Annotated in this window: 24 protein-coding genes; 11 read left to right on the plus strand and 13 right to left on the minus strand. The window is 58.5% G+C overall.

Annotated elements, in window-relative coordinates; all coding sequences use genetic code 11:
* Window positions 1–52: 52 nt before the first annotated feature.
* From cls to murI, 3 genes are read right to left on the minus strand one after another with little or no spacing between them, the layout of a single operon-like run.
* Entirely contained in the window at window positions 53–1,444 is a 1,392-nt protein-coding gene (cls, locus tag ACQUQU_RS04715; RefSeq protein WP_430462095.1) for a cardiolipin synthase, read from the minus strand.
* Between the two features lie 24 nt (window positions 1,445–1,468).
* Window positions 1,469–2,020, minus strand: coding sequence for a GTP cyclohydrolase I FolE (gene folE / locus ACQUQU_RS04720; RefSeq protein WP_430462096.1), 552 nt, complete (start codon window positions 2,018–2,020; stop codon window positions 1,469–1,471).
* A 54-nt stretch (window positions 2,021–2,074) separates the two neighbouring features.
* On the minus strand, window positions 2,075–2,893 hold the full coding sequence (gene murI / locus ACQUQU_RS04725) for a glutamate racemase (protein ID WP_430462097.1): 819 nt from the start codon (window positions 2,891–2,893) through the stop codon (window positions 2,075–2,077).
* 160 nt (window positions 2,894–3,053) lie between these two features.
* Here murI and ACQUQU_RS04730 point away from each other — a divergent pair, with 160 nt between their 5' ends.
* From ACQUQU_RS04730 to ACQUQU_RS04740, 3 genes are all read left to right on the plus strand, one after another.
* Entirely contained in the window at window positions 3,054–4,049 is a 996-nt protein-coding gene (locus ACQUQU_RS04730; RefSeq protein ID WP_430462098.1) for a GGDEF domain-containing protein, read from the plus strand.
* An 89-nt stretch (window positions 4,050–4,138) separates the two neighbouring features.
* Window positions 4,139–4,972, plus strand: a complete 834-nt coding sequence (ppk2, locus tag ACQUQU_RS04735; RefSeq protein WP_430462099.1) for a polyphosphate kinase 2 — start codon at window positions 4,139–4,141, stop codon at window positions 4,970–4,972.
* Between the two features lie 17 nt (window positions 4,973–4,989).
* Entirely contained in the window at window positions 4,990–5,211 is a 222-nt protein-coding gene (locus ACQUQU_RS04740; protein ID WP_430462100.1) for a phosphatase, read from the plus strand.
* Between the two features lie 95 nt (window positions 5,212–5,306).
* Here the strand turns inward: ACQUQU_RS04740 and ACQUQU_RS04745 are convergent, their stop codons facing one another.
* The 4 genes from ACQUQU_RS04745 to ACQUQU_RS04760 all read right to left on the minus strand — a co-directional run bounded on the left by ACQUQU_RS04745 (window position 5,307) and on the right by ACQUQU_RS04760 (window position 8,698).
* The gene (locus tag ACQUQU_RS04745; RefSeq protein ID WP_430462101.1) at window positions 5,307–5,879 is read right to left on the minus strand and encodes a YceI family protein; all 573 of its coding nucleotides are present in this window, start codon (window positions 5,877–5,879) and stop codon (window positions 5,307–5,309) included.
* 14 nt (window positions 5,880–5,893) lie between these two features.
* Window positions 5,894–6,379, minus strand: coding sequence for a DUF2489 domain-containing protein (locus ACQUQU_RS04750; protein ID WP_430462102.1), 486 nt, complete (start codon window positions 6,377–6,379; stop codon window positions 5,894–5,896).
* A 320-nt stretch (window positions 6,380–6,699) separates the two neighbouring features.
* Entirely contained in the window at window positions 6,700–8,382 is a 1,683-nt protein-coding gene (locus tag ACQUQU_RS04755; protein WP_430462103.1) for a SulP family inorganic anion transporter, read from the minus strand.
* A complete protein-coding gene (locus tag ACQUQU_RS04760; protein WP_430462104.1) occupies window positions 8,369–8,698 on the minus strand; it encodes an ArsR/SmtB family transcription factor in 330 nt (109 codons plus the stop codon). The genes ACQUQU_RS04755 and ACQUQU_RS04760 overlap by 14 nt, the downstream gene beginning before the upstream one ends.
* A gap of 92 nt (window positions 8,699–8,790) precedes the next feature.
* Here ACQUQU_RS04760 and ACQUQU_RS04765 point away from each other — a divergent pair, with 92 nt between their 5' ends.
* The gene (locus tag ACQUQU_RS04765; RefSeq protein WP_430462105.1) at window positions 8,791–9,657 is read left to right on the plus strand and encodes an MBL fold metallo-hydrolase; all 867 of its coding nucleotides are present in this window, start codon (window positions 8,791–8,793) and stop codon (window positions 9,655–9,657) included.
* 61 nt (window positions 9,658–9,718) lie between these two features.
* Complete coding sequence (locus tag ACQUQU_RS04770) at window positions 9,719–10,156, plus strand: DUF695 domain-containing protein (protein ID WP_430462106.1); 438 nt, start codon at window positions 9,719–9,721, stop codon at window positions 10,154–10,156.
* Here the strand turns inward: ACQUQU_RS04770 and ylqF are convergent.
* Complete coding sequence (gene ylqF / locus ACQUQU_RS04775) at window positions 10,119–11,036, minus strand: ribosome biogenesis GTPase YlqF (protein ID WP_430462107.1); 918 nt, start codon at window positions 11,034–11,036, stop codon at window positions 10,119–10,121. The two genes, ACQUQU_RS04770 and ylqF, sit on opposite strands and share 38 nt — an antisense overlap.
* 222 nt (window positions 11,037–11,258) lie before the next feature.
* Between ylqF and ACQUQU_RS04780 the strand changes: the two genes are divergently transcribed.
* Entirely contained in the window at window positions 11,259–11,450 is a 192-nt protein-coding gene (locus tag ACQUQU_RS04780; RefSeq protein ID WP_430462108.1) for a hypothetical protein, read from the plus strand.
* Between the two features lie 41 nt (window positions 11,451–11,491).
* Here ACQUQU_RS04780 and ACQUQU_RS04785 read toward each other — a convergent pair whose 3' ends face one another.
* Entirely contained in the window at window positions 11,492–12,079 is a 588-nt protein-coding gene (locus ACQUQU_RS04785; protein WP_430462109.1) for a hypothetical protein, read from the minus strand.
* A 130-nt stretch (window positions 12,080–12,209) separates the two neighbouring features.
* On the opposite strand from ACQUQU_RS04785, the gene ACQUQU_RS04790 reads away from it, so the two are divergent.
* From ACQUQU_RS04790 to ACQUQU_RS04800, 3 genes are all read left to right on the plus strand, one after another.
* Window positions 12,210–12,506: a BolA family protein gene (locus ACQUQU_RS04790; protein WP_430462110.1), complete on the plus strand. Its 297-nt coding sequence runs from the start codon at window positions 12,210–12,212 to the stop codon at window positions 12,504–12,506.
* 86 nt (window positions 12,507–12,592) lie between these two features.
* Window positions 12,593–13,237, plus strand: coding sequence for an START domain-containing protein (locus ACQUQU_RS04795; RefSeq protein ID WP_430462111.1), 645 nt, complete (start codon window positions 12,593–12,595; stop codon window positions 13,235–13,237).
* Window positions 13,238–13,375: 138 nt separating this feature from the next.
* Complete coding sequence (locus ACQUQU_RS04800; protein WP_430462112.1) at window positions 13,376–14,719, plus strand: substrate-binding domain-containing protein; 1,344 nt, start codon at window positions 13,376–13,378, stop codon at window positions 14,717–14,719.
* A gap of 81 nt (window positions 14,720–14,800) precedes the next feature.
* Here ACQUQU_RS04800 and ACQUQU_RS04805 read toward each other — a convergent pair whose 3' ends face one another.
* Window positions 14,801–15,376 (minus strand): YecA family protein, encoded by a 576-nt coding sequence (locus ACQUQU_RS04805; RefSeq protein ID WP_430462113.1) that lies wholly within the window; start codon window positions 15,374–15,376, stop codon window positions 14,801–14,803.
* 38 nt (window positions 15,377–15,414) lie between these two features.
* Here ACQUQU_RS04805 and ACQUQU_RS04810 point away from each other — a divergent pair, with 38 nt between their 5' ends.
* Complete coding sequence (locus ACQUQU_RS04810) at window positions 15,415–16,116, plus strand: M48 family metallopeptidase (protein WP_430462114.1); 702 nt, start codon at window positions 15,415–15,417, stop codon at window positions 16,114–16,116.
* Here the strand turns inward: ACQUQU_RS04810 and ACQUQU_RS04815 are convergent.
* Genes ACQUQU_RS04815 through ACQUQU_RS04825 form a run of 3 tightly spaced genes read right to left on the minus strand, consistent with a single transcriptional unit; the run spans window position 16,107 to window position 18,051 of the window.
* Complete coding sequence (locus ACQUQU_RS04815; RefSeq protein ID WP_430462115.1) at window positions 16,107–17,147, minus strand: polysaccharide deacetylase family protein; 1,041 nt, start codon at window positions 17,145–17,147, stop codon at window positions 16,107–16,109. The two genes, ACQUQU_RS04810 and ACQUQU_RS04815, sit on opposite strands and share 10 nt — an antisense overlap.
* Complete coding sequence (locus ACQUQU_RS04820; protein ID WP_430462116.1) at window positions 17,144–17,737, minus strand: DNA-J related domain-containing protein; 594 nt, start codon at window positions 17,735–17,737, stop codon at window positions 17,144–17,146. The genes ACQUQU_RS04815 and ACQUQU_RS04820 overlap by 4 nt, the downstream gene beginning before the upstream one ends.
* 47 nt (window positions 17,738–17,784) lie before the next feature.
* On the minus strand, window positions 17,785–18,051 hold the full coding sequence (locus tag ACQUQU_RS04825; RefSeq protein ID WP_430462117.1) for a PGPGW domain-containing protein: 267 nt from the start codon (window positions 18,049–18,051) through the stop codon (window positions 17,785–17,787).
* A gap of 71 nt (window positions 18,052–18,122) precedes the next feature.
* Between ACQUQU_RS04825 and greB the strand changes: the two genes are divergently transcribed.
* Window positions 18,123–18,683 (plus strand): transcription elongation factor GreB, encoded by a 561-nt coding sequence (gene greB / locus ACQUQU_RS04830; RefSeq protein ID WP_430462118.1) that lies wholly within the window; start codon window positions 18,123–18,125, stop codon window positions 18,681–18,683.
* Window positions 18,684–18,701: the final 18 nt, after the last annotated feature.

Consider the following 18,701-nt stretch of genomic DNA (forward strand, 5'->3'; position numbering starts at 1 on the left):
GGCGTTTGCCTGATTTCAGGCGGGGTTCCGGGACTGAATGGACAACAAGTGCCTACAGCACCGGGGCCAGCAGACGGGCCGCCTTGGCCAGTAATACGGGGAAGAAGCGCTCGCTGAGTTCGGTTGGCTGCGACTGGCGGAAATCCTGTTCCAGCATGATTTCGGTCTGGCGGGCGAAGCTTTTGTCCTGAATCAGGGCGCCGATTTCAAAATTAATGCGCAGCGAACGGTTGTCCAGATTGGCGCTGCCGACCGACGTCCATTCGTCGTCGATCAGAATCACCTTCTGATGCAGGAAACCATTGCTGTAGGTAAAGAAACGCACACCGCACTGGCGCAGGGGTTTGATGTAACTGCGCATGGCCTGCTGCACCAGCCAGTTGTCGCTGCGCTCGGGCAGCAGAATGCGCACATCGAGTCCGCGCAGACCGGCCAGTTGCAGGGCGCTGAGCAGATTATGGTCGGGCACAAAATACGGGCTCGCCAGCCAGCAGCGTGTCTGCGCCTGATGGATCAGGTGACTGAAATACAGGCTGGCACTTTCTGTGTCATCGGCCGGACCCGTGGCGATGGCCATCACCTGACACGGCCCCCGGGCGGCGCCGGCCTGCCAGCCGAGTTGCGGTACATAGCCCGTGGCCCAGTGCCAGTCTTCGGTAAAAGCCAGCTGAAAGGCGAGGGCGGCGGGGCCTTCGATGCGCACCTGCGTATCGCGCCACGGTTGTCCGGGCGTGCCCAGATATTCATCGCCCAGATTGTAACCACCGACGTAGCCAATGGCGCCGTCGCAGATCAGCAGTTTGCGGTGGTTGCGGAAATTCAGTTGCGCGCGGTTGCGTAATTGCAGCGGATTAAAGCGGCTGACACGCACGCCACTGGCATCAAGCTGCTGCAAAAACGAGCGGCGGATGCCGCGGCTGCCGATCTCGTCGTACAGCAGGTAAACGGCCACACCCTCTCGCGCCTTGTCGCACAGCAGATCGGCCAGACGCTGACCCGTGTTGTCGTCGCGCAGGATATAAAACTGCACGCACAGGTAATGTCTGGCGCTGGCAATGTCGCTGAACATGGCGTCATAGACATCGTTGCCGCAGGTAAGCAGGCGGCAGTCATTACCGCTCAGGGCCGGCAGGCGGAACAGGTTGCTGAACGGGCGGGTGACGGCGTTGCTGCTGACGCAATGCTGGCCGAGCGCGGCCTGCGCTTCATCGGCGATAAAACTCAGACGGTTGTCACCGTGCTGACGGGCGCGGCGGTAACCACGCAGGCGGCGGGTGCCGAAAAAGAGATACAGGGGCAGGGCAATCACCGGCATCACCAGCAGGCTCAGGGTCCAGGCGATGGTGCCCTGTGCGGTACGCCCCTGCCAGAGGGCATCCAGTGCCGCCAGTGTGCCGGCACCGTAAATCAGAAGGGTCAGAATCCACCAGTCGAACGCGGCCATGTGCTCTCCTGGGTTTTGTACCGGTCAGAGACCGGCTAAGCGCATAAACTCTTCGCGGGTGGCCTGCTGTTCACGGAAGGCACCCAGCATCACCGAGGTACGCATCATGGAGTTCTGCTTCTGCACGCCGCGCATCATCATGCACATGTGCTGGGCTTCCACGATCACGCCCACGCCACGGCAGCCGGTCACTTCTTCGACGGCGGCCGCGATTTGCTTGGTCAGGTTTTCCTGAATCTGCAGACGGCGGGCGAACAGGTCAACGATACGGGCAAATTTCGACAGGCCAAGCACCTTACCGTTCGGCAGGTAGCCGATGTGGCAGCGGCCAATGAAGGGCAGTACATGGTGTTCGCACAGGGAGTAAAACTCGATGCCCTGAACCACCACCATTTCATCGTTGTCGCTGGTGAATACCGCGTTATTGATCACGTCTTCAAGCTTGGTTTCGTACCCGCTGGTCAGAAACTTCATGGCCTTGGCGGCACGCTTTGGCGTGTCCAGCAGGCCTTCGCGGTTTACGTCCTCTCCCAGTTCAGACAGGACTTTCTGGTACAGTGATTCAAGCTCAGACATGTGTTTACCGTATCGTATGTGTTAATCCGAGTATTCTACTCAAACATTAAAAAGTTATACAGCACTCGGCTGTTGTATAGGATTTCCGACGCTGAGGACACTGGCCTGCTGCACTGTGCCCAGTGCCTGCAGGAAGCGAAGTGCGCCCTGAGCACCGTCGTCGGCGCCGGTCCAGCGGCAGTTCAGTATACCGTGACGGGCCTCGAGCCCTCGTCCGGCCAGCAGGGTTTCGACCCGGCGGGCAATGGCCGCGCCGGAATCAATCCACTGAATCTGTGGCCAGCGCTGCTCCAGCGCGTCACGCAGCAGCGGAAAGTGTGTACAGCCAAGCACGACGTGCAGCATCTGCGGCTGCTGGTCGATCCAGCGTTGCAGGTGCGGCGTCAGTTTGGCGTCCACGGTTCCGGTATTCAGAAACGTTTCTGCCCACAGCACCAGTTCGGCACTGCCGAAACGGTGAACGGTGCAATGCGCGGCAAAATCTTCCACCAGGCGGTCAGTATAGGGGCGGTTGACCGTCGCCGGTGTGGCCAGCAGGCCGATGTGCCCGCTGCTGGTCAGACCGGCTGCCACTTTGATGGCCGGCACGACGCCGACCACGGGCACCGTCAGCACATTGCGCAGCGCGTGCAGTGCCAGCGTGCTGGCGGTGTTGCAGGCAACGACCAGTAAATCGGGGCGGACGTCAGCCACGGCGGCAGAGCACACATCGACAATGCGCTGCACCAGCACATCGTCGGCCTTAACCCCATAGGGAAAGAAGGCGTTATCCATCAGATAATGCAGATCCGCTCCGGGCAGGCGCTGCCGGATTTCCTGCAGAATGCTCAGTCCTCCGACGCCGGAGTCGAAAATCAGAATGGACGGATTCATGGATGCTCGGGTAACAGAAAGCGCGGAAGTTTAGCAAAATATTATCCGCTTGGCGCCTTTGTGAGCGATCTGACAGGAAGCAACTATACTGGACGCAGGGATTGTCAGGCTCCGGTCTGGCGCGGCTGATTTCAAGGAGCTTTCAAGGAGCTTTGCCCCCGTGGATCTCGAGGAATTACTGGAAAACGCACGGCGCAACGAAGCGCTGCTGCGGCGCTTGCAGGCGTTTGAGTTACAGCTCCTGTCGGCGCAGAACTGGTTTGATTTCCTGACTCTGCTGCTGGAGGGGCTGCCTGCCCAGTTCGATCTGGATGCCGCCACCCTCAAAGTCTGTGACCCCGACGGCGAACTCAAAGCCGCCATGCTCGAAGCCCTCGATATCGAACAGGGGGTGCTGCTTAATCAGCTCGAATTTCAGTCGCGCGTCCCCATCATTGAAGCCATGCCCATCGCGCCGCCACCGCCCTGGCGCAGCGGGTTGGCCTTGCCTCTGCTGCGCAACGGCGTGTATCTGGGCCAGCTCAGGCTGTATTCCGCCACCGAAACCCGGTTTCAATCCGGCATGGCCACCGATTTTATGCAGCATCTGGCGGCTGTGATTGCCGCCTGCCTGATCATGGTCAAGCAGTCGGAAGAACAGGCCCGGCTGGCATTGACCGATCCGCTCACCGGCGCCGAAAACCGTCGCGGCTTTGAGCGTGCCTACGACCGTGAATGGTCGCGCGGGCAGCGTCAGTACCATATTTTCTCGATGATTCTGCTGGATCTCGACCATTTCAAAAGCGTTAACGACGTCCACGGTCATGCCACCGGCGACCGCGCCCTGCGCAGCCTGTGCCGTTCACTGAAAGGCGTTCTGCGCCCGACCGACCACATAGGCCGTCTGGGCGGAGAAGAATTTGCCGTGCTCTTACCCGGTTGTCAGCCCGATCAGCTGGAGGCGGTGGTGAGCCGCATTCAGGAAACGATCCGCTCGATGGTGGTGCTGAACGATAACGGTAAACCGATTGCCATGACGGCTTCCGGCAGTTATGTGCCGGTCACGCCCAGACCCCATCAGCAACTGGGGCTCGATCAGGTGCTTGAGCATCTGGATACCTTCCTGTATCAGGCCAAACGCAATGGCCGTGATTGTTTCGTCTGCGCAGAACAGTGACCTGAGTCAGACCTGTAGCTTTGCAGGATCGGCTAGAGTAAAACCATTCACGGCACGCGTGCAGACCCCAAAGCAGACCCGGAGTGTTCATGTCCGACAGCGACTTTCATTTACCCCTGATTATTCCCCAGCCAGACCCGGAGGCCGATAAGACGCCGCATTTTCCCTATGGCGAGCATTTGTCGCGGGTGCGCTATGAGAAGGAAAAACAGAGCCTGCAGATTGAGCTGCTGAAAATGCAGGGCTGGGTGAAGGAAACCGGCCAGAAAGTGGTGATTTTATTCGAAGGGCGCGATGCTGCGGGTAAAGGGGGCACAATCAAACGTTTTATGGAGCATCTGAATCCGCGCGGCGCCCGCGTGGTTGCCCTGGAAAAACCCACCGAAACCGAACGCGGGCAGTGGTATTTTCAGCGCTATATTCAGCATTTACCCTCAGCCGGCGAAATCGTGCTGTTCGACCGCTCCTGGTATAACCGGGCGGGCGTTGAGCGCGTGATGGGGTTCTGTTCAAACACCGAATATCTGGAATTTATGCGCGAAGTACCTGAGCTTGAGCGCATGTTTGTCCGCTCCGGTATTCATTTATTCAAGTTCTGGTTTTCGGTATCGCGGCAGGAACAATTACGACGCTTTCAGAGCCGTCAGGTCGACCCGCTGAAGCAGTGGAAACTGAGCCCGATTGATCTGGCATCGCTGGATAAATGGGACGATTACACCGAAGCCAAAGAAGCCATGTTTTATTACACCAACCATCTCGATGCAGCCTGGACGGTGGTTCGCTCGGACGATAAAAAGCGGGCGCGCCTGAACGCCATGCGTTATGTGCTGAATGCGCTGGATTACACCAATAAATCGACCAGTCTCGACCTGACTCCGGACCCACTGATTATTCAGCCGGCCACTCAGTCGATGGACTGCTGACCGTCATCGGGGGCTTTATGCAGGATCGTCCGCACCGTGCGCACGCACAGAAAATCGTACAGCAATTCCGCGAAGAAATTGGCGCCGAACTGGCTGCCAGTATTGGCGATTATCATTTGGGGAGTCTGGCGGTGCTGATTGAATCCGCCATCAATACGTCGGTGATGGAAGCCAGTACGGCGACCATCACCGAGGTAGAAACCCTGCTCAAGCGCTTGCGCCATACCCACGGCCACTGAGCTCTGCCAACGTTTCTCAGTCGTTTTCTCAACTGCGAGGCAGGCTCCATTGGCACGGCGCTCAGTGGGCACGGGCGGATTGAGTGCCGGGCGGATTATTCAGAAGCTTTGCTGAACGTCAGGGTGAAATTCACTGGCACGACATCGGCAATGCGCTCAAGACCTGCAATTTCGCGCAATTTCTGAATGCCGGCGGTCAGGCTGAACGCATCGGCATGCACCAGCACCGGCTGTACGCTCGATACCACCAGACTGCCGTCACGGGCCGGTGTCACCATCACGCTGACCTGAACATCTTCTTCGTTGCCGTGCAGGGCCAGTTTACCGGCTACCTGAGTCAGCAGCGGCTTGCCGTCGGCGGCTTTTTTCATGACGTCAGGGTTCAGCACTGTGGTGAACACTGCCGTGGTAAAGCGGTTGGTTTCGAACAGAATATCGCGCATGCGCTGGTCGCGGACCGGAATGGTGGTGTCGACGCTGGTCAGGTCGATGTTCAGGGTCGCCACGCCGCTTTTGGCGATGCTGCCCTGCACCGCACGGAAATGATGAATTTCGGTGAGGTTGGTGTTTTTGGTGGTTAAGAAATTCACCGAAGAATCGGCGGTCAGTGTCCAGTCTGCGTGCGCCGCTGCGCTGAGCAGGGCAACCATAGCGAGAAGTAAGCGCATATCCGTTCCTTACGTTATTGAAGTAGAGTCACACCGGGAAATGAGTAACTGGCCAGCCATTTCAGCTCCTGCTCAATGGCGGCTTTATTGGCGTCTTCCAGTGCAAAGCGTTCTTTGTCGAGACGGAATTGCTCCTGTTTCGACAAGGCTTTGTACGCATCCAGAATCGGCATGGCCTGCGTGGCGTGATGGTGACCGCGCACGCGGGCGAGTTCGTTCAGTCCCCAGACGGCCGGGTCCAGAACCGAAATCAGATAGTGCAGGCGCATCACGCCTTCGGTGATGTCGCACTGTTGCTGCAGCACAGAGTTGGCAATAAAGCGGATATCGCTGACCAGTTCCTGCTGTTTATTGCGCAGGTTCATTTCGGCGCTGGCCTGTTCCTGACGCTGCTTTTCCTCAACCGCTTTTACTTTGCGGGTCAGGTGCCAGGCATAGCCGGCCAGCAGCGCAATAATCAGGATGGCGCTCAGCAACAGCAGGGTAGAGATGGTATTCATGCAAAACTCCGGAGATTACCGGGCAGCATCATAACGGCTGCAGAAGGTTAAATTAACCTTCAGTTTGCGCGGTTAACGGCACAGGCGGCAGTTCCGGGTCAGAGTGCCTTCGCGGTAGCGCACCCGAAAGCGCGCCCGGTGGCGCTGCGGCTCGACTTCATAACCTTCTGTACGGCAACTTGATGGCCCGGTTGGGACATCAACCTCCGTGGCAGGCAGCGGACGTTCGCTGGCCGTTGGTGCCTGGCTTTCATGGTGATCATGTTGGTGATGATGGCGGGGATAGTGATCAGGGCACGACTGATGAGTTGCTTCGTTCGTCATACGCCCCCCAGCTCGCGCAAGGCATCGCTGGCGGTAAAGAACACCTGACCCGGCGCCAGCCGGTCGATCAGATCGCTGCGCGCCAGTTGATCCATCACAGGCCCTTTGAATTCTGCCAGATGCAGGCGGATACCCCGTTCGGTCAGCATATCCAGCAGCTGCGACAGGCACTGGTAGCCACTGAAATCTATGTGGTTGATGGCGCTGCCGACCACCACCACATGCTGCACACTGGGTTTGTCGCACAGGCGTTGGCTCACGTAATCGAGCAGGTACTGGCTGTTGGCGAAGTACAGGTTCTCGTCGATACGCACCAGCAGCACATCGGGTCTGGTCGTTACCTGATGACGCAATACGTTGCGGAAATGGTCGCTGCTGCCGACCCGGCCGACCTCGGCAATGTGCGGCTCGCTGGAACGTTTCAGATATAAGGCCAATGACAGCCCCATACCCAGCAGAATGCCGCTTTCGGCGCCGGTCATCAGCACCGCCACAAAGGTAATGGCCCAGATCAGACCGTCGCTTTTGTGAAAGCGCCAGGCCTGCCAGCCCTCTGCAAACTGAATCAGCGGCCATACCGCGGTCACCACAATCACGGCCAGCGCCACATGCGGCAGGGATGAGAAAAACTGGCTGGCAAACAGACAGATGAGCGCGACCAGAATGGCGGTAATGATGCCGGCCAGCTGAGTCCGCGCGCCGGAGGCCTGATTGATAACGCTGCGGCCAAAACCACCGGCTACCGGAAAAGCCTGGGTAAAGGCGGCGGCCAGATTCGACAACCCCAGCGCCAGCAACTCCTGATTGGCGTTTACCCGGGTGTGTTCAGGTTTCTCCAGCGCCTTGGCCACCGACAGGCTCGACAGATACCCAATCAGCGCAAGCACCGCCGCCGACGGAATCAGCCCCTGCCATTGGCTGAGTGGCAGTGCTGGCCAGCTGAGTGCCGGCAGGCCGTGGGGCAGGTCTCCGACCACGCTCAGCGCCAGTGTGGATTTCTGCACCAGCAGGATCCCGGCGATCACAATGATCAGCGGACCGGATTTGTTGAGCAGACTGGCCAGTACACCGGGCAGTGGGCGCGTGATCCAGGGGATCAGCCATTGCCAGCTCAGCAGTAAGCCAATACCGGCCAGCGATACGATCAGCAGCGGTGGTTGCAGGGTGTGATCCGTGCCGGGCAGAGCAGACAGCGTGTGCCACAAGGACGAGGACGCCGGCAGCGGCAACCCGGTCAGATGCCGGAGCTGACTGATCACAATCAGAATGGCGGTGGCGCTGGTGAAGGCCGATATCACGGAATGGCTGATGAAGTTGGTCCATTTACCCAGATCAATCAGAAAGAACAGCAGCAGCCAGAGGCCCGTCAGCAGCGCCAGAGCGGTGGCCATGGTCATGTATTCGGCGCTGCCGGGCGTCGCAAGTGTGTGCAGGGCTTCGAAGGTCATCAGCGAAATGATGGCCACCGGCCCTACGGCGAGCATGGGGCTGGTGCCGGTGAAGGCGTAGATCACCACCGGCAGCAGGGCGGCGTAGAGTCCGGCCTGCGGCGGCAGGCCCGCCAGCAGGGCGTAGGCGATGGCCTGCGGCGTGATCAGCACGGCGACTATGATGCCGGCGATCAGGTCGGCGCTCAGCCAGGGCTTCTGATAATGCGTCAGGGTGTTAGTCAGCTTCATGCGCACAGTCGCAGTAGAGTCCGTTCAGCACGTTAATGATGCGTTCGGCCTTGTCATCACTGAGTTCATAGTACACGTTCTGGGCGCTGCGCCGGGTGTGCACCAGATGTTCAGCCCGAAGCCACGCCAGATGTTGTGACAAAGCCGACTGACTGAGAGGCAGGCGATTGGACAGTTCACTGACGGAAACCTCGCCGTTGCGCAGGCAGCACAGAATGTTCAGCCTGTGCTCGTTGGCCAGAGCTTTCAGCAGACGCACGGCCTGCTGGCGATGGCTGTCGAGTGCGTCCTGACGGATGGAAGTGTCATGGGCCATGGGGAATCTCCGTAACCTGGACGGATTATATTGAATATTGCTAAATAAGAATATACTAATATAATCAATCTTCAACCGTGAGGAGACAGCGCATGAGTCACACAATCGACAGCTTCTTTCATGAAGAGACCTTCACCTTCACGCATCTGCTTGCCGACAGCGTGAGCGGAGCGGCCGCGCTGATCGACCCTGTGCTGGATTTTGATCAGAAGTCCGGCCGTACCGGAACGGCCTTTATTGACGCCATTCTGAGCAAGGTGGCGGAAAAAGGCCTGACGCTGCGGTATGTGCTGGAAACCCACGCGCACGCGGATCACCTGACCTCCGCCGACTACATACGCCGCCAGACCGGAGCCGCCATTGTGGTCGGGCAGCCGATCACGACCGTGCAGGCCACCTTTAAGAAGATCTTCAATGAGGGTGACGGCTTCGTCGCCGACGGTCATCAGTTCGACCGGCTGCTGGCGGATGACGAATCCCTCCTGCTTGGGGCAACGCAAATCCGTGCGCTGGCAACGCCGGGGCACACACCCGCGTGTATGAGCCTGGTGGTGAACCATTCAGACGTTTTCGTCGGCGATACTTTGTTCATGCCCGATGTGGGCAGCGCGCGTTGCGACTTTCCGGGCGGCGATGCGGGCACCTTGTTCGATTCCGTGCAGACACTGCTGGCGCTGGGCGATGACGTGGTGCTGCACTTATGCCACGACTATCCGCCCAATGGCCGGGCCGTGGTGTCGTCGTGCACGGTGGCGGAGCAGAAGGCTCACAACATTCACGTCCGGGACGGCATCAGCCGCGATGATTTTATTGCCATGCGCGAAGCGCGCGATGCCACCCTCGATATGCCGCGGCTGATTCTGCCATCGCTGCAGGTGAACATCCGCGCCGGTGCGTTTCCGGAACCCGAAGAGAACGGCGTTTCCTACCTGAAGCTGCCGCTGAACCTGCTGGGATAGACTTTTGCTTTTGTTTGGATTTCTATTAGTCTGAATACAACCAAACAAAAAGGAATAAGTGATGCTGGCCAATAACCGGTGGATCCGTGCGTCGGGCTCTTTGCATGACAAGCCCATCAGCATTCAGTATCGCGAAGACTGGCAGTCCGTGCGCGATGCCGATTCACTGCCGCTGTGCGTACAGATCGCCTGGCAGGCCCAGAGTGTGGATGACAGCACCGGTTTTCCGAGCCTGTCCGAACAGACCAGCATCCTGACCTTCAGTGAACACCTGCAGAAGCAGCTGGAGCCCGGCGAAAATGCGCTGGTGACCATGGTGATCACCCACGACGGTGTGAATCAGTGGATCATTTACTGCCGCGATCTGGATGTGCTGAAAGAAGGCCTCAACCGGATTCCGACGGACGCCGGTTTATATCCGATTGAGGTGGTGGCCGACGAAGATGCGGCCTGGAATACCTTTACGCAGGTTTATCAGGCGATCCAGAGCCATTCTTAAGCGCTTCGGCCTCCAGCCGGCGCGCTTCAATCTCGGCCAGCTCCCTCAGCACCACGGCCGGACTCTCCAGAGAAATACGACCGGTCTTGCCCGAGCGCATCTCGTGCAGGACCAGTTCTGCGGCTTTGTGCAGATCCGCAATACCACCCGGCTTCAGACAGCCCCGTTTAGCGGCAATGGTCTCCAGCGCGTCGGTCGGTGACGCCGGGGTTTCCTTCAGCTTGTAACGCTCGGCCAGTTGCGGGGCGTAGTGCTCCAGCAGATAGCCCAGTGCCACCGTCGCCACTTCGACGTACTCCATGGCGGTGTCTTTAACGGCGCCACTGGCGGCCAGACGATAGCCACTCAGCTCGTTCTCAAACTTAGGCCACAGGATGCCCGGGGTGTCGGACAGCACAATGCCGTTTTTCAGATCAATCATCTGATTGGCTTTGGTTACCGCCGGCTCATTACCGGTTTTGGCGATGTAACGTCCGGCCAGTGCGTTGATCAGAGTGGATTTGCCCACGTTGGGAATCCCCATGATCATGATGCGAATGCTCTGTTTACGCTCCAGACGGGCAGCACCCAGCTGTTTACACAGGGCGACCAGCTTCTTCACCTGATTGCGGTCTTCGGCGACCAGAGGCATGGCTTTGGTGTTCATCTGCTGGCCAAAGTAGTCGACCCACTGCTGGGTAACGTCCGGGTCGGCCAGATCCGCCTTGTTCAGAACCTTGATGCAGGTTTTGTCACCGCGCAGTTCGTCGACCAGCGGGTTCATACTGGACCATGGCAGACGGGCGTCGAGCACCTCGACCACCAGATCGATTTCGGGCATTGCCTCGCTGATTTTCCGGCGGGCTTTGTTCATATGCCCCGGGAACCATTGAATGGCCATAGTGACGCTTTCCAATTGACGGATGAATGAAAGGGCGGCACATTGTAAAGCAAGGTCAGTGGAGAGCAACCGCTCACTGTCTGATGGGCTGTATACGGGCGTTTTCATCCGTAAGTATGGTCGCCGGCAGGAGCGCGGAGCTCGAAATCGGGCTGTCACAATGGCGGGTTATTTTGGCTTGTATCGGTTGATACAGGTGGACTAATCGGATTGGAGACAACTATGGATCTGTTGCGTGAAGAATCTGCCCAAACTGCCAAACGACTGGGCCGTCAGGCGTCGGCCACCGTGTCGGGGCGTCGTCGGTCCGGTTTTCTGATGGGGAACAAGTTCGTGTTCTCGGATCAGACGGAAATTATCTGGATGGAAGCGGGACCCGGTGAGTTCCGCGAACTGAGACTCTGGCGTAAGTAGCCACACGGGCGAGCCCGGACACACCGGGCTCTTCCGCACGATTAACCAGCGAACATAGACAGCGGCTGAGCAGCTGCTGGAGCAGAGGCTTCGCTTTCTTCTTCGGCCAGGAGTTCTTCCATGGCTTCTTCTTCCATTGCTTCTTCAGCGGCCAGATCGGCAGTCTGACTGTCGTATTCGTCATCCGCGGCAACGGCTTCTTCGGCCATGGCTGGCTGAGGTTCGGCTTTTTCGGTGGTTTTGGCCTTTTTACGCTCGAGCTTGGTGATCTGGCGGTCGTGGTTTGCCCAGACACCGGCTTTCACATCAATGGTCATCACACCATTTTCTTCGGCGATTTCATCCGCAATAGAACGGGCGGCATCGTCGGCATCGCGGGCCATCAGTTTGCGCTCGCCACCATCGATACGGGCAAACAGGTCGATCAGGGCGTTGGACAGGATTTCCTGAGCCACTTCTTCGCGGTTTTTGCGGAAACGGCGGGCAATCACGTTCAGCATGGCCAGATCATTGGCATCCATACGGATCGTGAAGGCGGCCAGGGTTTGTTCACGCAAACGCTGTGCTTTCTCTTCTTCGTAGTAGCGGTCAATCAGTGACTGGGTGCTGGTGGTATCAAAATCCTGCATTTTAGGCTTCCGTCGTTGGTTCAGATCAGGCCTACTACTGTATAGGCTTACAGCACCTTTAGGCAACTGTCAGACTGCGCACAATGCCCTGTCTGCAGTATCATGTGGGCAATTAGACGACGAGGTAGTTATGACGGTTGCAGATTCTCTTCTGGCGAAAGTGGCAGCTCTGAACCCGGTGCATGTTGAGCTGATTAATGAAAGCCATATGCACGCAGGCCCGGCCACCGATTCCCACTTCAAGCTGGTGCTGGTCAGTGACGCCTTTACCGGCAAGCGCGCCGTGGCCCGGCATCAGAGTGTGTATGCGCTGGTGGCGGAAGAACTGAAAGGCCCGGTGCACGCGCTGGCGCTGCATCTGTACACACCGGAGGAATGGCAGACGGCTTCAGTGCCGGCCTCGCCCAAGTGTCAGGGCGGTCACTGATCAGCACCGGCTTGTCCGATCTTAACCTTGATGCCCATGCCTCTGGCTGGGCATTCTGGCCCCCTTTGTGATTGTCCGGGTTGAGTATGCGTCTGCTGTTATTGGCTCTGTTGTTTCCCGCGTTCTGCGCTGTGGCTCTGGATTCTGATTGGGAGCTGGCGAAAGAAGATAAAGATGCCGCTATTCGCGTGTATACCCGGCCTGTGTCCGGTTCCGATCTGCGTGAGTTCCGCGGCGAGCTGCTGGTAAAGGCCCGGCTGGCGTCGCTGGTGGCGCTGGTTGAAGACGCCCGCGAAGCGCCGAAGTGGCTGCATCTGTGTAAAGCCATGGAGCTGATCGAGCAGCGCTCACCGCTTGAGCGCGTGAATTACATGGTGTCCGATGCGCCCTGGCCCGTGACCGACCGCGACAGTGTGTTCGTCAGCGAACTCAGTCAGGACAGTCAGACCCGCACCGTCACGATCCGCATGACCGGTGCTCCCGGTCTTTTCCCCAAAAACGACGATTACATCCGTATCCCGCAAATGGCCGGTATGTGGCAATTTGTGCCGCAGGCTGATGGGCAGGTGCTGGTGGTGTATCAGGTGCATGCCGAACCGGGCGGTGGTATTCCGTCGTGGCTGAGCAACTCCGTGGTGGTCGACAACCCGTATTACTCGCTGCGCAACATGATCGGCGAGCTGGCCAAGCCGGCTTACCGCGACGCGGTGGTCGATCATCTGAGCGAATAACCGGCGACCCAGCCCGTTGCCGGCGCATCGTTTCAGAACCCGCCTGTGAAAATTCACGAGAATGACTGATTCCTGTCATGTTCCTGTAACAAAACCGTAATAATATCCGCCGCAATTTAAAATGGGCGAGATAAGGTCATGATTTTTAAAGGATTCTCAGCATCCGTCTTACTGCTGATCAGCGCACTGAGCATGGCGGCTCCGGAGCCTTTCGGCAGCAGCATTCTGGCGCAGGAGCGTCTGTTTACCATTCAGGGCTCGAATACCATCGGCGCTGAACTCGGTCCGAATCTGGTGAAAAGCTATCTGGAAGCCAAGGGCGCGAAGAACGTGGCCGTTCAGGTTTCCGCTGAAAACGAAACCCTGGTCAGCGGTCTGATCAGTGCTACTGGTCAGACCGTCAGCGTACTGATCGCCGCACACGGTTCCGGTACCGGTTTCAAAGGTCTGGTCGAGCACAGTGCCGACATCGCTGCCGCTTCCCGTCCGGCCAAGGACAAAGAAGTGGCTCTGCTGGCCGGTATGGCCGATCTGCATAGCCCGGAAAGCGAGCACATCATCGGCATCGACGGTCTGGCGATCATCGTCAACAGCGGCAACCAGATTGCCGACCTGAGCGTGCAGGAGATCGGCGGCATTTTCTCCGGTGAGTATCAGGACTGGTCTGAACTGGGGGGTAAGGCAGGTCCGATCCATGTCTACGCCCGTGACGATAAGTCCGGTACCTACGACAGCTTCACCAGCATGGTGATGGGTGATAAATCGCTGGTGGCCAACGCCAAGCGTTTCGAATCCAACGCTGAGCTGTCAGACAGCGTCAGCGGCGATGTTTACGGCATTGGCTTTGTTGGTTTGTCGTCGGTGCGTTCTGCCAAGCTGGTGTCTGTGTCCGACGGTACCGCCAAATCCCTGCTGCCGAACAAACTGACGGTGGCCACTGAAGATTACGCGCTGGCCCGTCGTCTGTTTATGTACACCGATGATCAGCCTGAAAACCCGTACGTATCAGAGTTCATCAACTTTGCACAGGACGATGCCGGTCAGCAGATTGTGGCCGACACCGGCTTTATTTCGCAGGAACTGAAGGCGGTTATGCCGGAGTTCTACGAAGAGCTGCCGGATGATTTCCGTGCCATCACCAACGAAGCCCAGCGTCTGACCATTAACTTCCGCTTTCAGGAAGGCAGCGCCAAGCTGGATAACAAAGCCCTGAAAGATCTGGAGCGTCTGGTGGCGTATCTGGCTAACCACAAAGGTGAACTGGTGCTGGTTGGTTTCGGTGACCCGAAGAAGACCGAAAAGCGCTCGCAGCTGCTGTCCAAACTGCGTGCCATGGCTGTGCGCCGTGAACTGGTCCGCTACGGTATTTATCCGGCGATCTCGGTCGGTTATGGCGAAAACCTGCCGGTGGCTTCGGTCAACGGTCAGGAAGGCCGTATGAAGAACCGTCGTGTGGAAGTCTGGGTGCGCAACGCCTCCTGAGGTGTGCACTCACGCATAAAAAATCCCGGTCATGCCGGGATTTTTTATGTCTGTTATTCACCACCTGACGTGGCGAGCCGCTTATTTTTCAGCGTGCAGGAACAGATAGAGTTCAACCACGGCAGCCGGAATGTTGGCGCACATCTGGTTGGACAGGTCGACGTCGTCGTCGATGTCGGCCATTTCCGGCTCGTCCATGAACAGGCCGGAGGCGTACATGATCGGGAACATGTGCTGGGCAACGGTTTCTTCGTCGCGCGCGTACCATTGTTCTTCCTGCAGCAGAACGCCGGTCATGAAGCCCATCGCCCAGGATTCCAGCGGCGGTTCTTCATCGTCGTCGATCAGGGTCAGATCGGCCGGTACCGGGAAGTCCTGACCGGAATCCAGCCAGGCCTGAATTTCTTTGGCCAGCTTGTTCAGCAGGTCATTTACTTTGGCTTTTTCGTCTTTGCTGAAGCCCAGTTGCTCGTCAAAGGCGCAGTCCCACACCTGCTGCACGCTGAATTCTTCCGGACCGGAAATCAGCGCGGTCATCAGACCGTGTACGGCAAAAAAGTCGAAACTGTCCTGACGCTCGGCTTCTTCTTCGAGCAGAACGCCCAGAGTCTCCAGTTCGTCTTCGGTCAGTGATGGGATACTATTGAGGTCAGTCATAATGCACTCCTGAATTTGGCGCCCATGCTAACAGCCTTATGAAATCACGCAAATCGTACCGCAAAGAAATGTGGCTCACGCTGGCCGGCGAGCAGGTCGCTCTGCACGTGTCGGCCATGCGGCGCAAAAGCATGCGTCTGCAAATGACGGACGAAGGGATTATAGACCTGCGCATTCCGATTGGCTGTCCGCAAACGGAAGTGCTGGCGTTTGTGAACCGCCACGAAGCCTGGCTTCTGGAACGCCGTCACGAGCTGCGTACGCGTGAACAGCGCAAACGCTCGGCGCTTATGGTGCGCGGCCGCGAGCTGCCGGTCATGGAAAGCGCACTTGGGCAATTTATGGTGGCCGACAACGTCATCTGGGTGCCGGCTGCCTGGACGCCGGAGCAGACCGACAAAGCGCTGGATGGCTGGTTGCGCGAACAGGCGCGCAGCGAATATCAGCGCATGATTGAACGCTGGTGGCCGGCCTTCGAACCTTTCGGTGTCAGCCGGCCGCAACTGCGCATTAAAAAAATGCGCACCCGTTGGGGCAGTCTGTCGACCCGGGGCTACATCAACCTGAATCTGTCGCTGATGCAGCTGCCCGAAGCCATGCTGGAACTGGTGGTGGTGCACGAGCTGTGTCACCTGCGCGACTTCGATCATGGCCCCGGATTCCGCCGTGCCATGAGCGAGTGTCTGCCCGACTGGCGGGCGCGGGAAGCGGAACTGAAAACCCTCGCCCGTTACCTCTGATTCACCGTCTGATTGATCCACAACTGTGAGTACCAGTAGTACCAGCCTTTGTGCGTGCGGCTGGGCGCCGTGCAGTTGTAGCGGCTGCGGCCGCCTTTCATCGGCTGCGTTGCCCCTGTGATCAGGGTGATCATGCCTTTGCTGGTGCTGGCTTCGGTCGGAATGGCCCCTTCAGAACTGGCGAAACACTGAAACTGAGCCGGATTCAGATCGACGACCGGAAAGTGCAGCACCAGCTGTGGCAGGGTGGCGTCGTTCAGGACCGGGTCGTTGACCTCTTCCGGGTTGAGCGGCAGAGCCAGTGTGTAGAGTTTGGTTTTCAGTGTCTCGGTATTGGCGTACACACCCGCCGCCGGAAAGCGTGGCAGGGCCTGCGGATGCGATAGCGGGCCGACGGGGCCGGACTGCTGACCGAAGGCCAGGTAGTTGTGATCGCGCAGCCAGCCGGCGATGGCCAGACTGAACTCACCATACGGATAGGCCAGCATGCGCGGGCTGCTGCCCAGTTCGGCGACCAGCCGGGTTTCGGCGGCTTCGACCTCGGCTTTCATCCAGTCATCCAGCGACAGTCCCTCCGGCTGTTCGATCAGATACGGATGATGCACTGTGTGGTTGGCAATCAGAGCGCCTGCGTCGCGCATTTCACGCAACTGATCCCAGCTCAGCACCGGACCATGACCGCCATCGACCGCGGCGGTATTGACGAAAATGGTGAATGGCCAGTGGCGCGCCTTCAGCAGCGGAAACGCGTTCTGATAAATCGACAGATAGGCATCGTCGAAGGTGATGGCAACGGCCTTGGCCGGCAGGTTTTCACCGGCACGCAGCGCCTTCATGGCCGCGGCCAGATCCATCACTACCATGCCTTCCTGTTCCAACAGCGCCAGATGACGGCGGAAATCGTCCGGGCTGATGCTGGTGGAAGCGGGCGTGGTGGTGTCCACATGGTGGTACTGCAGAATCGTAAGCTGCGCGTGGGCAGCCAGCGTCAGCCCGGACAGCAGGGCGGCAAACAACAATCGGAACATCATAAAAAGCGGTTTTTCAGTCGTTGATACGCCGTCTGAATACGGCAGAAAGTGAGTTCATCGCCGCCCCGGTCGGGGTGATGGCGCATGGCAAGCCGGCGGTATTGTAGCCGAATATCCTCGTCGCTGGCGGGTGCAGTCAGGCCGAGCACGCTCAGATCTTCGTCTGAGTGATCGTTCACCAGCATGCGCCGCCAGAAACTGCTGAGCAGGGCGTCCACTTCCTCCCGCCCGGTCTTCAGACCTTCGATATTCAGATAATACTCCGCTACGGCGTCGACACTGCCCGGCAGTTGTTCTGCGCTGGCGCGCCACGGCAGACGCTGAATACGCAGGGCCGAGATCTCCAGCGCAGCCTCACGCGTTTCCGCCCACTGGCGGCGCAGGCGGTGCAGGCAATGCATCAGAATAAAGTGACTGCGGAACAGGGTCAGCGGGTCGGCCAGCGCATCGGCGGCGAAAATGCCTTGTTCAGGTGCTTTGAGCCAGCTCATCAGCTCGTATTCGCTGAAAGGCTGGCCATTGCTCAGGTGAACCGTGAGCAAGGCCAGCAGTGGGCCGAATGAATCATCGGGCGGAGTCAGGTCTGTCATGCTCTGTATGCTAGGCGCCCGGCGCCCGGGCGCCAAGGAAAATTGGCTCAGGGCAGGTCAGGATCCGTATCTTCGATCAGCCGGCGGGCAAAGGCCGGCAGGCGGGGTTTCATATGATTCAGCCGGGCTGAGAAAACCCGGTAGCGGCCGCGGGTATCGCGCAGGAAGTGGCGTACCGCAGGCACCGAGCTGGCCAGCATGGACAGCCCCAGAATGATCAGGATAATGCCCAGAGGAATGGGCATGGGCGTAATGATGATGCCGGCGATCACCAGCAGAAATCCTGCAATGGAATGAATACTGCGCCGGATCATGGCCGCCTCCCTGTAGACCAGCTCACGCTGGCAGATGCCTGTTGCAATCCCGTGACATGACAGTGAAGACGATGACGGACGAAAACACCAAAGCGCCCCCAAAACGCAGCCACCTGATTACCCCGGAAGGTGAGCAGGCGTTGCGCGATGAATACGAATACCTGTGGCGTAAAGAACGGCCACGGGTAACGCAGGAAGTGTCGGACGCGGCCAAGCAGGGCGACCGCTCGGAAAACGCCGAATACATTTATGGCAAACGCCGCCTGCGCCAGATCGACAGCCGTGTCCGCTTTCTGCTTAAACGGTTGGATCAGGTCACTGTGGTTGATCGCAAGCCGGCTGATCCGCAGCGCATCTTCTTCGGCGCCTGGATCGAGCTTGAGGACGATGACGAGCAGATTCACCGCTATCGCATCGTTGGCGAAGACGAAATTGATCTGAAGCGCGGCTACATCAGCGTTGATGCACCGCTGGCCCGTGGGCTGATGGGCAAAGCGCTGGATGATGAAGTTTCGGTGCGTCTGCCCAAGGGCGAAGAGAATTTCTACATCCTGAGCATCAGCTACGATCAGCCTTCCTGGGATGAGGGACAGCGCAACACCGCGGTGTTCGGTCCGGAGCAGAATGGCTGAGCCTGTGTAAACCGGCAT

This window comes from Thalassolituus sp. LLYu03 (assembly GCF_050507655.1).
GTDB lineage: Bacteria > Pseudomonadota > Gammaproteobacteria > Pseudomonadales > Oceanobacteraceae > Venatoribacter.

Bases quoted from the DNA above. Each gene is read 5' to 3' on its own strand.
- ACQUQU_RS04810 (WP_430462114.1), top strand. From the start codon at position 15,415: ATGAAATCACGCAAATCGTACCGCAAAGAAATGTGGCTCACGCTGGCC.
- ACQUQU_RS04750 (WP_430462102.1), bottom strand. From the start codon at position 6,379: ATGAATACCATCTCTACCCTGCTGTTGCTGAGCGCCATCCTGATTATT.
- ACQUQU_RS04755 (WP_430462103.1), bottom strand. From the start codon at position 8,382: ATGAAGCTGACTAACACCCTGACGCATTATCAGAAGCCCTGGCTGAGC.
- cls (WP_430462095.1), bottom strand. From the start codon at position 1,444: ATGGCCGCGTTCGACTGGTGGATTCTGACCCTTCTGATTTACGGTGCC.
- ACQUQU_RS04815 (WP_430462115.1), bottom strand. From the start codon at position 17,147: ATGATGTTCCGATTGTTGTTTGCCGCCCTGCTGTCCGGGCTGACGCTG.
- ACQUQU_RS04740 (WP_430462100.1), top strand. From the start codon at position 4,990: ATGCAGGATCGTCCGCACCGTGCGCACGCACAGAAAATCGTACAGCAA.
- ACQUQU_RS04760 (WP_430462104.1), bottom strand. From the start codon at position 8,698: ATGGCCCATGACACTTCCATCCGTCAGGACGCACTCGACAGCCATCGC.
- ACQUQU_RS04770 (WP_430462106.1), top strand. From the start codon at position 9,719: ATGCTGGCCAATAACCGGTGGATCCGTGCGTCGGGCTCTTTGCATGAC.
- ACQUQU_RS04765 (WP_430462105.1), top strand. From the start codon at position 8,791: ATGAGTCACACAATCGACAGCTTCTTTCATGAAGAGACCTTCACCTTC.
- ACQUQU_RS04790 (WP_430462110.1), top strand. From the start codon at position 12,210: ATGACGGTTGCAGATTCTCTTCTGGCGAAAGTGGCAGCTCTGAACCCG.
- ACQUQU_RS04780 (WP_430462108.1), top strand. From the start codon at position 11,259: ATGGATCTGTTGCGTGAAGAATCTGCCCAAACTGCCAAACGACTGGGC.
- ppk2 (WP_430462099.1), top strand. From the start codon at position 4,139: ATGTCCGACAGCGACTTTCATTTACCCCTGATTATTCCCCAGCCAGAC.
- ACQUQU_RS04805 (WP_430462113.1), bottom strand. From the start codon at position 15,376: ATGACTGACCTCAATAGTATCCCATCACTGACCGAAGACGAACTGGAG.
- murI (WP_430462097.1), bottom strand. From the start codon at position 2,893: ATGAATCCGTCCATTCTGATTTTCGACTCCGGCGTCGGAGGACTGAGC.
- greB (WP_430462118.1), top strand. From the start codon at position 18,123: ATGACGGACGAAAACACCAAAGCGCCCCCAAAACGCAGCCACCTGATT.
- ACQUQU_RS04800 (WP_430462112.1), top strand. From the start codon at position 13,376: ATGATTTTTAAAGGATTCTCAGCATCCGTCTTACTGCTGATCAGCGCA.
- ylqF (WP_430462107.1), bottom strand. From the start codon at position 11,036: ATGGCCATTCAATGGTTCCCGGGGCATATGAACAAAGCCCGCCGGAAA.
- ACQUQU_RS04820 (WP_430462116.1), bottom strand. From the start codon at position 17,737: ATGACAGACCTGACTCCGCCCGATGATTCATTCGGCCCACTGCTGGCC.
- ACQUQU_RS04785 (WP_430462109.1), bottom strand. From the start codon at position 12,079: ATGCAGGATTTTGATACCACCAGCACCCAGTCACTGATTGACCGCTAC.
- folE (WP_430462096.1), bottom strand. From the start codon at position 2,020: ATGTCTGAGCTTGAATCACTGTACCAGAAAGTCCTGTCTGAACTGGGA.
- ACQUQU_RS04795 (WP_430462111.1), top strand. From the start codon at position 12,593: ATGCGTCTGCTGTTATTGGCTCTGTTGTTTCCCGCGTTCTGCGCTGTG.
- ACQUQU_RS04825 (WP_430462117.1), bottom strand. From the start codon at position 18,051: ATGATCCGGCGCAGTATTCATTCCATTGCAGGATTTCTGCTGGTGATC.
- ACQUQU_RS04745 (WP_430462101.1), bottom strand. From the start codon at position 5,879: ATGCGCTTACTTCTCGCTATGGTTGCCCTGCTCAGCGCAGCGGCGCAC.